The 13,037-nt window shown below is 66.3% G+C and carries 10 protein-coding genes and 1 tRNA gene; 4 read left to right on the top strand and 7 right to left on the bottom strand.

Annotated elements, in window-relative coordinates; translation table 11 throughout:
* The first annotated feature begins 52 nt into the window (after positions 1-52).
* The 3 genes from E0H92_RS21135 (at position 53) to E0H92_RS21125 (ending at position 2,672) form a co-directional block, all read left to right on the top strand.
* The gene (locus E0H92_RS21135; RefSeq protein WP_131497380.1) at positions 53-850 is read left to right on the top strand and encodes a hypothetical protein; all 798 of its coding nucleotides are present in this window, start codon (positions 53-55) and stop codon (positions 848-850) included.
* A 143-nt stretch (positions 851-993) separates the two neighbouring features.
* Positions 994-1,341 carry a hypothetical protein gene (locus E0H92_RS21130; protein ID WP_165549861.1) on the top strand — a complete coding sequence of 116 codons (348 nt, stop codon included), beginning with the start codon at positions 994-996 and terminating at the stop codon, positions 1,339-1,341.
* Positions 1,342-2,309: 968 nt separating this feature from the next.
* Positions 2,310-2,672, top strand: coding sequence for a hypothetical protein (locus tag E0H92_RS21125; RefSeq protein ID WP_131497378.1), 363 nt, complete (start codon positions 2,310-2,312; stop codon positions 2,670-2,672).
* A gap of 81 nt (positions 2,673-2,753) precedes the next feature.
* Here E0H92_RS21125 and E0H92_RS21120 read toward each other — a convergent pair whose 3' ends face one another.
* The 6 genes from E0H92_RS21120 to tenA form a co-directional block, all read right to left on the bottom strand.
* On the bottom strand, positions 2,754-4,412 hold the full coding sequence (locus E0H92_RS21120) for a hypothetical protein (RefSeq protein WP_131497377.1): 1,659 nt from the start codon (positions 4,410-4,412) through the stop codon (positions 2,754-2,756).
* Between the two features lie 350 nt (positions 4,413-4,762).
* Positions 4,763-5,947, bottom strand: a complete 1,185-nt coding sequence (locus E0H92_RS21115; protein ID WP_131497376.1) for a hypothetical protein — start codon at positions 5,945-5,947, stop codon at positions 4,763-4,765.
* A gap of 62 nt (positions 5,948-6,009) precedes the next feature.
* Positions 6,010-7,440 carry a helix-turn-helix domain-containing protein gene (locus E0H92_RS21110; RefSeq protein ID WP_131497375.1) on the bottom strand — a complete coding sequence of 477 codons (1,431 nt, stop codon included), beginning with the start codon at positions 7,438-7,440 and terminating at the stop codon, positions 6,010-6,012.
* A 244-nt stretch (positions 7,441-7,684) separates the two neighbouring features.
* Positions 7,685-7,757 (bottom strand) — tRNA-Lys (locus E0H92_RS21105).
* 60 nt (positions 7,758-7,817) lie between these two features.
* On the bottom strand, positions 7,818-9,365 hold the full coding sequence (locus E0H92_RS21100; protein WP_131497374.1) for a phytoene desaturase family protein: 1,548 nt from the start codon (positions 9,363-9,365) through the stop codon (positions 7,818-7,820).
* Complete coding sequence (gene tenA / locus E0H92_RS21095) at positions 9,362-10,024, bottom strand: thiaminase II (protein ID WP_131497373.1); 663 nt, start codon at positions 10,022-10,024, stop codon at positions 9,362-9,364. The genes E0H92_RS21100 and tenA overlap by 4 nt, the downstream gene beginning before the upstream one ends.
* A 92-nt stretch (positions 10,025-10,116) precedes the next feature.
* On the opposite strand from tenA, the gene E0H92_RS21090 reads away from it, so the two are divergent.
* On the top strand, positions 10,117-11,838 hold the full coding sequence (locus E0H92_RS21090) for an aminotransferase class V-fold PLP-dependent enzyme (RefSeq protein ID WP_131497372.1): 1,722 nt from the start codon (positions 10,117-10,119) through the stop codon (positions 11,836-11,838).
* Here E0H92_RS21090 and E0H92_RS21085 read toward each other — a convergent pair.
* Positions 11,835-12,938 carry an ankyrin repeat domain-containing protein gene (locus tag E0H92_RS21085; RefSeq protein ID WP_238173512.1) on the bottom strand — a complete coding sequence of 368 codons (1,104 nt, stop codon included), beginning with the start codon at positions 12,936-12,938 and terminating at the stop codon, positions 11,835-11,837. The two genes, E0H92_RS21090 and E0H92_RS21085, sit on opposite strands and share 4 nt — an antisense overlap.
* Between the last annotated feature and the right edge of the window lie 99 nt (positions 12,939-13,037).

The following is a 13,037-nucleotide window of genomic DNA, read 5'->3' as shown; positions in this document are numbered from 1 at the left end:
CCGCAGAGCTGTCGATTCCGACGTACAGCGGAACTGGTCTGATCGTCAGTGGATGCGGTGGCTCGACGCTGCTGCGGTGCTGCACGGGCAGTCGTTCAGGAATGTCGTTCTGATCAAGCTGCAGTTGCCCCATGCGATGTGGGTCGAGGGGCGACAGGGTTGGCAACGTAGGGGCCGTCGGGTTGTGCGCGGTACGTCCGGCATCAGGATCGTCGCGTCGTCCGACGACACCGAGCATCCGGTCGGGCCAGTGCAGGGTCATGGTGTCGCGACGGTCTGGGACGTCAGCCAGACCGACGGCCCGCGGGCCGCGCAACCAGCAGTCGCGGAGATCCGGCCAGCGGACGTCGTCGACGCGCTGACGCGGGTCGCAGTCGCCGCGGGTTACAGGGTGGGCCAAGGCCAACTGTCGATGAACGCGAGTGGTGCGGAAACCGACCATCGCCGCCGGCGAATCGTCATCGCTGACGGGCTCGACGATCCTGTGGCTGTAATGAGCCTCGCCCACGAGCTGGCTCACCTGCGCATGCACAAGCTGTCTCGTGGCGCAGGTTGCTACGGCCTCACCAGGCTGGAAGCGCAGTCGGTCGCCTACATGTTGCTCGCCAGATTCGGCGTCACGCCGGATGCGGCATCAAGAGACCTGATCACCAGCGCCGCCGGAACGATTGGGAAATCTCCCTCGGTCCGCCTTGTCGAGACACTGGGCGGCCGGGTAGTGGCCACTGCGCGACGCCTGATAGACGCCACCACTCCGCACTTGGGAAGACAAGCGCAGCTGCGCCCGCCAGGCACGCCAAAGCCGTTCGTTTCCGACACAGAGCACCGTGCTCCCGACCTGGGCCTGTGAGCCTCTTTCTGCGATGCGTTGAGCAGGTTTGCGCTGTAGGTGCGGACAGGATCTTTCTGCGCGGCAAGAAGGTTTCCTACGTGTTCAGACCGTTGAGCTTGGGACATGCGTCCTCTCTGCGGTCAGTCGGGAGGTCGTCAGCATTGGACGGAGGGAATGCCGTGCAGACTTCAGATGGGTGGATTCAGATCGCCGACCTAGTCCAGGGGACCGAGGAGATCATCGAGCCCCGGGAACTCGAGGAGTCCGGTGAATGGGCGATGACGGCGTTCAATCGGTGTCGGCTCATGGAGTTGACGGGCCTTGAGCCGGTTGTGCCGTATGGCGAGGTTCCGGACGGCGAGCCTTCTCTACTTCTGGAGGAGGCGGCAAAGGCTGTTGTGCGGATCGCGGTGCCACCGGAGCGGGTCGGGTGGCGTTTGTCGTTGGCAGAGGCACTGCAGTGTGCGCTAGCCGACGTACGGATGGTGTCCGGTGCGTGCGACGTATGAGGCTCTCTTGGTGATCTCCAGGCAGCGGGCAGTGGAGGCGTGCAACTTGGCCTGCTTCGACACCTCGGACGTGGTTTCCGGTTGGCGCGCGACGCTCTCTGCGACGCGGCATCATCTGCGGTGGTTGGGGGTGGAGCTGTCCGTGGAAGATTTCGCGTGGGGGCCGAGGGAGCGGGCGACGGGACCGCTCTTCCAGCTCGCGCAGTCGATTGGTGCGAGCGCGGATCTCCTGGCTGTGCAGAACAGAAGTACGTCGGTTGTCCTGGAGGACGACACGGCGCTCAAGGCTGCTCGGTCCGAGGTCGCGGACATCGCAGGGATGGCAGTTCGCGCAGCGATCACCCGCGTAGTCAGCGGAGGGACGAATCCCGGAGCTGACGTTGTCCTGTTCTACGACCACCTGGTCAGGACGCTCGAAGAGCTTGAATCCCTGTGCGAGACAGGACCGTCCTGGATCGGTCGCATTGGTGGCTTGGCGACCCGGTTGCCGAGTAGTCCGGTCGACAGTTTGTCGAACATCATGCGTCTGGCGGCGGCCTGGCAGCTGGCCCACGAAGCAACCTCGCCTCGTTCGCTGTTGACACGGGACCTCCGGTCTACGACCGCCCAGCTCCGAACTGTTGCAGGTTACCTGGCGCATCTGACCAGGGTCCTTGACACGGTCGGCGGAGCGGACCCGGACGATTTGGCTTCGTTGGCTGAGAGCCTCCGGCACGCAGCTGCGGCGGAATCCCAGGTATCGCACGCATGGCGGACGCGTCTCTCAGACATGAAGGGTCGGGTCGACAGCCCCGCGGAGACTGCATTCGTTTGTCTGCTCAGCGCTGCAACATTGGCTGCGGGAGGGTGACAGGCTCAGACGATGTGACGAGATTGTCGGCGACGCGGCGTCGGCCGAACGGGTCCGAGCGGTCGTCGACGAGCTTGCTCATTCGGGTCATCGGGTCGCGAGTCATCATGAGGAGTCTGTGTGGTTCCTCATCCACGCCGGCCTGCTGTTCGTGCCGCGCTTCGAGCTTGCCAAGCGGGATCCGGAGTTCGCTAACCGGCCGTCGGTCTGGCGTCTGCGGTACCCGCAGCCGGCTTGGGTCAGGACCACCCGAGCCTCTTGCTTCGAGCAATTGACGGCGGCGCTGAGGAAGGCCACGGGGTACTTTGCGGATGCCGCAGACGTCGGTCGACGGCTCGCAGGCACCACCGAAGAGCGCCGGCCGTTCGGCGCAGAGTTCTTCACCGAACCGCGGATCCTCCCACCACCTCGCTGGAATGAAGGATTCTCGGACGAACCGAGTACGTCGATCGACGCAGTACCCCCTGGAATCGACCACTGAGCCGGGTGCAGTGATCGCTCTGTACCCGAGGCGTGCGCTGGCTCAGGAGGACTCACGCGGCCCATGATCGGCTCGGCTCTGTCAGTTCGGCTGTGGCGATTGGATGGGGAGTAGGTAGATGCCGGTGCCCTCGGCCGCGACGTAGCGGGCAACCGCCGGAGTACTTGGCGTGTGGTTTGCGAGTGCTTCGTGGTTTGCGAGTTGCATGTTGGGCGCGTAGTACATCAGCGGTCCGAGTTGATAGGTCTGGCCGTTGAGCTGGAACGTAGCGTTCTCGACGGACATGCGGAGTCCTGGCCCTGGCCGGCTCGCGTGGGCATGGAGGAACTCATTCACCTTGTCCGGCGCGATGTTCAGGGCCAATTCTTCCGTCGCGAGTTGGACAGACTCGCCACGGATCGCGCGTGCGATGGCGTCGAGGGCGCGGAGCTCATGTGTGGATACGTCACCGGGCACCGTGATGTCCCGGCCGGTGTGGTCTTGGAGAGTGATCAGATTTGCGACCAGGCCGGCGAGGTTTTGCAGGGTCGCCAGCTGCGGCAGGCCTGATGGTGCCTTCCCTCGAGCTTTGATTCCGCGTCCGAACCGGATCTGGATCTCATCTCCCTCGTACACGGCGAGCAGAACCTCGAGCGTGGACTGCACGAGATCGGCGAGGCAGCCTGCAAATGGCCCGACCTCCAGCCGCAGCGCGGGCTGAAGATGGGCAGGCGCGCTCGGATCGGGTACCGGGAGCTCGAGGTGCAGACCGCCAGACTCATCGCGGGCATAGAGCGTGGCCCCGAACTTCCCCCGTCGTAGTTCGTACGACGTGATCCTCGTGCTTGCCGTGACTCGAGACCCGGCGCCGACAGCCTCGAGGAAACCCGACCGTGTGGGTGCGTCCGTGTCGGGCGGCGTCCCGAGCTCGATTGACTCGATCGGTCCGCTCAGGAGATTCCCGAACATGTCTCCGGTCTCCTCGGAGGCGGTGATATCGATGGCCTCCAGGTACCTCTTCTCTACCGACATCTGCCCACCGAAAGCCAGGAGTTGGTCGTAGGTAGCTCGGGTTAGCTCGATCGCGGCCTGGTCGGACGCATCAGAGGAGCCGAAGCGCACCTCGACCGCGATCGGGTCCAGTTCAGCCGACTCGGCGTTCTTCGGCTGGACGTGAATCACGGTCTGGCCGTCGACCGTCGCAGGTTCGAACCGCCAGAACGGTGAGAGCTCGTTCGCGCGTTCACCGAGGCCGGTCTGACGTGCGGCGAGATCAGGGATGCCACCTGCGAGTACAGCCTGCTCCATCCCGTGCTGTTGGGCTCGTTTGAGTAGTCGGCTGTCCGGTCCTTCGACGTAGCGGATGAGGTCTTCACGCGAGGCGAACTGGCCGTCGAGCCAGTCACGTCCCCACCACTCAACCGTCACCGGCGCAGCAAGCGTGGCCAGAGTTTGGGTGAACCACTCCTCCTCGCCCGGCGTGTGGTCGTGTGGGATGACCAGAACCCACTCGCTGATCTGCTGGTGGGTCAGAGCGACCTCCAGGGAACGTTGAATGTTGCGCCGTTGGCCGCCGCTCAGCGTGCGCGAGTGCGATTTGATCTCGAACACTCGCATCTTGCCGTCGTCCAGCAGGTACGCATCGCGCCCGCCGTCACCGCCCGACCCGTTCATGCTCCGTAGGCCGGGGTACAACTCGCGCAGCAGGATCTTGATAGCGCGCTCGACCTTCTGCGGATCGAGATCGTGCCAATTGAGCATGTGACCTCCAGACCGTGTCGATCGAGGATAGGCGCGCCGACCGTGAATCCTCGGCAGCCCCGTCGCGGTACCGCGGGACGTCGAACGTTCTAGCCGCGGCGGGCATCGAAGCTGCGGCAGGTGCCCTCGTGGCTGTTCGAGCGCGTCGCTGCGATGGTCAGCGGTCTCACTGGAACCCGTGATAAACCTTGCTGGGCGAATGCGACGGCGAGATGCTCGGACAGGCTAGAAGGCTCGGCTCCAATTCCGGAAGGATCCTGTGCCTCAGGTCGGTGCGGATAGACGTACTCCGCCTCTGCCGGCCGCCGATGCAACTACGGTGATCTCAAAGTTGGCAGAGATGACCCTCGTCATCGCTCTAGCGAGGACCACATCGAGTTCCATCGCTCATAGATCGTGGGGTCTGGGCGGTAGGACGCGATTGCTGATAGCGGGATGTGCATGATGACGCCGCTGGTCATCGCGATCTTGGCCCACGGCTGGTCTGTACCAACCGGATAGTGACGGTGCGGGACGAGGTGGATCACGGCGTCGGAGCGCACGATGTCGGCGGATTCATGTGGTTCCCATGTCAGCCAGCCAGACTCTGCGATTTGGGAGATCTGCACGAGCGCCTCGTAGTTGCGTTCAGGGTCGGAGTCGTCGGCTACCCATGTTTCTGGGTCCGCGGTGGATGTCTGGCGTGCCAGTCGCACAACCTCGCTGATTGGCTGCAGCCCTGTGATCGGAGTGGGGGTATCCACCACGTCGGGCTTGCGAGACATCGCCTTCAGTTCGTCGGAGGCGAGTAGGTGGTAGAGGTCGTGCACGCGTGGGGTTGTCGTGCTGGTCTCGGCATAGGGATGAACGACGCGGTCGGGGTTGAATGGAGTGAACCAGCCCTCGACCGGCGGGAGCCACGTGCCGAGTGAGCGCTGCATGGCGGGGTCGTCCTCGACGCCGTCCATGTCGTCGCTGAACAACAACTCGAAGTCGGTGTCGTCCAGAATGAGGTCTTCCAGGACGACGTCATGTTCGAGGCCGGCGTTGTCCATCAAGTCGTAGGCGTACTTGCAGATCGCGTTGACGATGATCTCTTCGGCGACGCACGCCGGCCGTTCGCTGTTGGGGTTGGCGAGATCGTGGCTGACCTTGACCGCGGAGACCAGGACCTTGGCGTAGAACTCCGGGTCGTACGAGGCCCGGAATCGAGGCGGAAAGTTGTCCCACACGAACGTGTCCGCGTACATCTCGGGGTCGAGATCCCCATCGGGATCCACGACGGCCGAGCCGACCGTCTGTATGTCGTCGATGCACTCATCAATGATGTAGATCGATGCGAGGATGACGGCGCCGAGTAGGCGCCGCTCAGCCAGAAGGTCCTCCTCGGTTGGTGTGTCGTCGCCCCAGTCACCGCGATCCTCGGGCGTGCCCAGGTAGGCGAGCATCGGGTTGCGTACTCGGTCAGCCAGATCGTCGAAGAGTTCAATCATCCCAGGATCCGTCACCTGATCAGGTTGCCACACCAGTCCGCGGCCGATGATGAAATGCTGCACAGCGATGCGGTCGACGGGACCGAGTGACCGCTCCCCGCGAACGGCATGGTTCCGGCCGCAGCTCAGATCAGGTCGGGGTCGTCGAAGGCGTGCTCGAGTGCTTCGGCGGCGGCTGGGTTGGCGGCTCGGCGGCCGAGGTAGACGTCTTGGGTGATGGAGACCTTGGCTTGGCCGAGTTGGTCGGCGATCTGGCGGGCGGTGTGGCCGGCGTCGTCGAGGGCGGTGGCGGTCGTCTTGCGGAGGGCGTGTGATCGGATCCAGGCGAGCTTGTCGGACTCGGCTGGTTGGCTGGCTGCGTCGGTCTCGGCTTCGAGTGTCGGGGAGTCGTCGAGGGTGATGTTGTAGGTCTTCACCAGGTCGACGACGAGCTGGTGGTCGACCTTGATGCGGCCGGTTTCGATGAGCTCGATCCTGGTTTGAGGCCAGCCGAGGGCTGCGGCGACCTCTTTGCGGGTCAGGCGGGCCTTGCGGCGGAGGGCTCTGAGGGTGAGGCCGAGGTTGCGTCGGGCGGTGCTGCCGACGGGGGAGAGGGCGGTGCGGAGGGCCCGGCGGGTGTTGGAGGGGTCGCGGTAGCCGCCGTGGGTGTCGGCGAAGATGGGGTCGTCGAGGCGGATGCCGGCGGCGTGGCGGGCGCGGAGCATGGAGACTGCCCAGCGAGGGAGGCTGAGGACGCGCTTCCCGGCTCGTGACTTGGTGGTCTTGCGGAGGAGGCCTTCACCGGGGATGCGGGCGATGGTGTGGGTGATCTTGACGGTCCCTGCATCGAGGTCGATTTGGTGCCAGTGGACGGCGAGGGCTTCGCCGATGCGGACGCCGGTGCCGAGCATGAAGGTGACTAGATCGGGGAGGTCGGCTTGGACGGCGCGTTGGTCGGCGGCGAGGCTCGTGCGGAGGAGGGTGACTTCCTCTGCGGTGAGCGCGCGGGGTTGGTTCTTGGGTTTGGCCTCGATGGCGTCGACCTCGCGGACGGGGTTGACGGAGGTGGCGCCGTAGCGGACGGCGAGGCTCATGGCTCCGGACAAGATGGCGCGGCAGGTTTTGGCGGTGGGGGCGCCGGCGCGGGTTTTGATCTTGGTGAGGACGGTGTCGAGGCGTGGGGTGGTGGCTTCGCCGATGCGGAGTTCGCCGAGGGCTGGGCGGATGTGGTTCTTCAGGGCGCGTCGGTAGGTGTCCAGGGACGTGGGGGAGCGGGTGCCGTCGGCGACCATCGCCTCGAATCTCTTCTCCCAGAGATCGAGGAGGTGGTTGATCTTGTGCATCGAGGTCAGCTGACCTGACTGGTTCGTCCTGGCGCGGTCCTGGAGTTTCTCCAATAGCCTGCGCTCGGCCGCTGTCTTTGACTTGCCGAAGGCGGTCACGTCTCGGACGCGGCCGTCGTGGTCGCGGAAGTTGGCCTTCGAGAGGTAGCTGACGGCCTTTCCCTTCGCATCGGTCCTCTCGACGCGTGTGGAGATGCGTCCCCAGGTTCCGATCGGCAGTGGTTCCCTCGCCATGTCATGCCTCCAACCGGTGAGATGGTTGGAAGCTCAACGCTGGCCGCCGCGTCGAATCCGAGAGATCGGCAGCAATGCGAAACGATGTGATGTGACGCACAGTCACGATCACTCGGAGATCGGCACGACCATACTCTGCGGGACTCGAGCGGTCCGTCCGCGGCCGGGTTCGGGCAAAGAGGGACGTAAAAGGGACGTAGCGGACATGACGAAGCCCAGGACACTGGCGTGACCTGGGCTGTTGTGCGCCGCCAGGGACTCGAACCCCGAACCCGCTGATTAAGAGTCAGCTGCTCTGCCAATTGAGCTAGCGGCGCTTGGTGTTGCTTTCGAACGAAGAGGATCGTAGCAGGGGGAGTCCGGAGTTGCGAAATCGGTTATCGGGTGAGGATGGTCATGGCGGCGTTGTGGCCGCCGAGGCCGGAGACGGCGCCGCCGCGGCGGGCGCCGGAGCCGCAGATCAGGAGGTTCGCGACGTCGGTTTCGGTGCCCCAGCGGCCGGCGTCGGCGGGGTCGGTGGCCCAGGGCCATTGGAGGTCGCCGTGGAAGATGTGGCCGCCGGGCATGCCGACGGATTCCTCGATGTCGTACGGCGTCTTGGCCTCGATGCACAGGTTGCCGTCCGCGTCCCGGGCGATGCAGTCCTCGAGCGGTTCGGACAGGTAGGACTCCAGACCGGCCAGGACGCGGCGGGTGGCGAGAGCCCGGGCCGAGTCGTTGTCGGAGGCAAATAAACGGGCGGGGAAGTGCACACCGAAGACGGTCAGGGTGTGGTGGCCGGAGGCAATCAGCTCGGGGGAGAGGATCGACGGGTCGGTCAGTGAGTGGCAGTACACCTCGGAGGGCGGTACGGCGGGTAGCTCGCCGCCCGCGGCGGATCGGTACGCCGTCTCGAGCTGGCTGTAGTCCTCGTCGATGTGGAACGTGCCGGCGAACGCCCGCGCCGGGTCGTCACCGGACTTCAACGCCGGCAGGTGACGCAGCAGCAGGTTGATCTTCAGCTGCGACCCCTCCGGCTTCGCGACGCCGGTCTGACCACGCAGCGCAGCCAGGGTCGACGGTGCGACGTTCGACAGCACCCAGGAGCAGTCGACGGATCGCTCACCGTCGCCGCCGAGCCAGGTGACCGATCCACGGGTCCCGTCTGCTTCGACCGCGGTGACTGCAGCGTTGGTGACCAGTGCGGCGCCAGCACGTCGCGCAGCGGCGGCCAGCGCGTCGGTGACCGCGCCCATGCCGCCGACAGGCACCCGCCACTCACCGGTGCCGTTGCCGATGAGGTGGTAGAGGAAGCACCTGTTCTGGATCAGCGACTCGTCGTGCAGTCCAGCGAACGTCCCAATGACGCCGTCCGTCGCCACGACGCCACGGACGGTGTCGTCGGCGAAGCGGCGCTCGATGGTCTCGCCCAGCGGGCGCTCGATCAGCTCGTCCCAGAGCGCGCCGTCGACGCGGGATCGGAGGTCAGCCGCGGTCTGGAGCGGCTCTAGCAGTGTGGGCGCGACGGCCTCGGCCAGCGAGCTGACAGCGCCGTAGAAGTCCGTCCACGCCTCGTACTCCGCGTCGCTCCCGGTGAGTGCACGGAACGAGTCCCTGGTGACCGCGCCCTCCGGCCGCTCGACCATCAGGCCGACGTCGCGTCCAGAGCGACGTACCGGGGTGTACGACGCTACTGCGCGAGACCGGAGCTCCAGGTTGAGGCCGAGGTCTGCGGCGATCTTGTCGGGCAGCAGACTGACCAGGTACGAGTAGCGCGACAGCCGCGCGTCTACACCCGGGAACACGCGCTCACTGACCGCGGCGCCGCCGGTGTGCGGCTGCTGCTCCAGGATGAGTGTGGAGAGCCCGGACTGAGCCAGATAGGCCGCAGCGACGAGGCCGTTGTGCCCACCGCCGACTATGACGACGTCGTAGAAGTCCTTCATCCCACCGGCCAATCCAGCTTGCGGTACGCGGCGTCCCAGAACATCCATTCGTAGCGGCACGTCATAGCGAAGTGCTGGTGACAACGTTCCCGCTCCGCGGCTCCCACGTCCAGCCCGTCCGTGACAGCGAGCACCGACTCGACCACCGCGTCGAACTCCTCGGAGCCGTACGTCTCGATCCACTTCCGGTACGCCGGGTCCGGTGACGACCGCTTGAGCAGCTCGCGCCCCACGTCCCGGTAAATCCAGTAGCAGGGCAGTACTGCGGCGACTGCCTCCGCGTAGGTGCCTGTGGCGCACACAGCGGTCAGATAGGACATGTACGCCGTAGTGGTCGGTCCGGACCCGGCCGCGTCCACGTCCTCCGCAGTGAGCCCCAGTGACGCCAGCAGCGACGTGTGCAGCTCCCGCTCGACCGCGATCGCGTTGGCGGCGTGCAGCGCGAACATGCTGACCGCGTCCTCGTCGAGTGCGCGGCCGGCGATCAGGCTGAGCGCCCGTGAGTACGCGCGGAGGTAGTGGCTGTCCTGGACGATGAAGTACCGGAACGCGTCGTGGTCGAGGGTGCCGTCGGTGAGCCCGGTGATGAACGGGTGCCGGACGATCTCGTCGTACACGGAGGCGGCCCCGCGGTCCCACAGCTCGCTGGAAAACGTCATCCCCACTCCTCGCGGTCGACTGCACCGACCTTATCCAGAGGGCGCGCAGCGATCATCGAGACGCAGATCACGTCCGCGCCGTACGCTGAGACATGGGTATCCAGGGGGAGCAGGCGGAGATGCCGCCGGAGTCGCCGTTGCTGCGGCGGATCCGGGCGTCGGTGATCGGTGACGACCAGGTGATGCCTGGGCCGTACGGTCCGCGCCGCGTCACGTACGCCGACTACACCGCGTCCGGGCGTGCTCTGACCTTCCTGGAGGACTTCATCCGCGAGGAGGTTCTCCCGCGGTACGCGAACACTCACACCGAGTCGAGCGGCACCGGTCTGCAGACGACCCGGCTGCGTGAGGACGCCCGGCGGATCATTCACAAGAGCGTCGGCGGCGACGACGAGACCGCGGTGATCTTCTGCGGCTCGGGCGCGACCGGGGCGATCGACAAGCTGATCGGGATCCTGGGGCTCCGGATCCCGGCCGAGCTTGACGACACGTACCACCTGACCGCCCAGATCCCGCCGGAGCAGCGACCGGTCGTCTTCATCGGCCCGTACGAGCACCACTCGAACGAGCTGCCCTGGCGCGAGTCGATCGCCGACGTGGTGGTGATCTCCCAGGACACGGACGGTCATATCGACATCGACCAGCTCGAGGCGAGACTGCGGGAGTACGTCGCCCGCCCGCTGAAGATCGGCTCGTTCTCCGCGGCGAGCAACGTCACCGGCATCGTCAGCAACACGCAGCGCGTCTCGGCACTCCTGCATCGGTACGGCGCGCTGTCGTTCTGGGACTGCGCTGCGGCCGCGCCGTACGTGGAGATCGAGATGTACGGCGGACGCGACCAGGACCCGTTGTCGTACAAGGACGCGATCTTCCTCAGCCCGCACAAGCTGATCGGCGGCCCGGGGACGCCTGGCGTACTCGTTGCGCGCCGCGAACTGCTCCGCAACCGGGTGCCCGACGTACCGGGCGGGGGCACGGTCGCGTATGTGAACCCGCTGGAGCACCGGTACCTGGACGATCCGGTGCATCGCGAGGAGGGCGGGACGCCGGCGATCATCGGGTCGATCCGGGCCGGGCTGGCGTTCCAGCTGAAGCAGGCGGTCGGTATCGACGTGATCCGTGCGCACGAGGACGCGTACCTGCGGCGCGCGGTCGAGGCGTGGAAGGCCGAGCCGAACCTGCAGATCCTCGGCAATCTGGATGCCGAGCGGCTGTCGATCGTGTCGTTCGTGGTCAAGGCTCCTTCCGGGCGGTATCTGCATCACAACTTCGTGGTCGCGCTGCTGAACGACCTCTTCGGCATTCAGTCCCGCGGCGGGTGCTCGTGTGCGGGCCCGTACGGCCACCTCCTGCTCGGCATCGACCTGGACCGATCGCACGAGTTCGAGGAGGAGATCCTGCACGGCTGCGAGGGGATCAAGCCGGGCTGGGTGCGGGTCAACTTCAACTACTTCATCTCCGACGCTGTCTTCACCTACGTCGTCGAGGCCGTCAAGCTCGTCGCCCGCGAAGGGTGGCGGTTGCTCGGCGACTACCGCTTCGACCCGGCGAACGGCCTGTGGCGGCACCACCGCGGCCCGGTCGAGCCGCCGATGCGGCTGTCCCAGGTCGGGTACGACGCCGACGGCAAGCTCAGGTACCCGCGTCACGACCACACGGCCCCCGAGTCCGCCCTCGACGACTACCTCGCCGAGGCCCGCGACCTGCTGTCCACGTGTCAGGAGCACCGCGCCGACCCCGAGGGCCACGTCAACACCGACTTCGACCACCTCCGCTGGTTCGAACTCCCTTCCCGCTGCCTCACCCGCGACTAGCGGGCTCCGGCGGCGCGGAGGGTCTTGGCGATCTCGTCGTACCCGCGGGACTCGGCGTGCTGGAGCGGGCTCACGCCCTCGGCGTCGGCCAAGCTGGGGTTGGCGCCGGCGTCGACGAGGATCTTGACGATGTCCTGCCACTGCTGCGTGCCCTTGCCGAGGATGATCGCCTCGAGCAGAGCGGTCCAGCCGAGGTTGTTGACGTGGTTGACGTTGGTCTTGGTCTGGACGACTCGCCGGACGTAGTCGACGTGCCCGCGCTCGCTGGCCGGGATGACCGAGATGCCACCGAACCGGTTCCGCAGGGTCAGGTCCGGGTTCGCGGGCAGGAGCGTCTCCAGCATCGCCACGCTCCCGGTGACGCCGGTGACCAGCCAGGCGGAGTCCTGCCGGTCGTCCTGTGCGTCTGGATCGGCACCGAGCGCGACGAGCAACCTGGCCACGTCGACCCGGTCGTTGAGCGAGGCCAGCAACAGCGCCGTACGGCGGTGGTCGTCGCGGGACTCGATCGGTGCACCGGCAGCCAGTGCTGCGGCGACCTTGTTGGCGTCACCTGATGCCGCGGCGGCCAGCAGCGCCTTGGTCGCCGCGTGGGTGTCCCGAAGCTCTGTGTTGAGCGCGGCGCTGACCGCGGTCTGGCCGCGGTCTTTCGCAGCCTGCACCGGCGTCGCGCCGTCGCGGACAGCCGGCTTCGCGCGGTCGGCCCCGCCGGCGATCAGGAGCCGCACGGTGTCGACGTACGCCGGGGTGCCTTTGCCGAGGATGACTGCCTCGTGCAAGGCGGTCCAGCCGAGGTTGTTGACGTGATTGACCGCCACGCCGGCCTTGAGCAGCCGGCCGACCACGGCGGCGTGACCACGCTCGGCCGCCCGGATCAGCGCCGTACCGTCGTAGCTGTCGAGGCTCCGGACGTCGGCGCCGTGCGCGAGAGTCAGGTCGAGGAGCTCGACGTAGCCCTCGCTCGCGGCGATCAGGAACGCGCTCTGGACGGTGTCGTCGACCGCGTTGACGTTCGCGCCCGCGCTGATGAGGCGCTTCGCCTCGGCCACGTCGTTCTTCCAGGCGGCGGCGATCAGCTGACTGTCGAGGGCAGACGGCACAGTGGCGCTCCTAGAAGGCGAGCTGGTCGGTGAAGGAGTAGTGGTCTCAGTGGAACACGCGGTGGTCACCGCCATTAGCAGGACGGCGACTACGGCGAT

The organism is Kribbella speibonae, from assembly GCF_004331375.1.
Classification (GTDB): Bacteria; Actinomycetota; Actinomycetes; order Propionibacteriales; family Kribbellaceae; genus Kribbella; species Kribbella sindirgiensis.
Note: the sequence above shows the minus strand (reverse complement) of the source record. Positions and strands in the feature narration are given on the sequence as shown.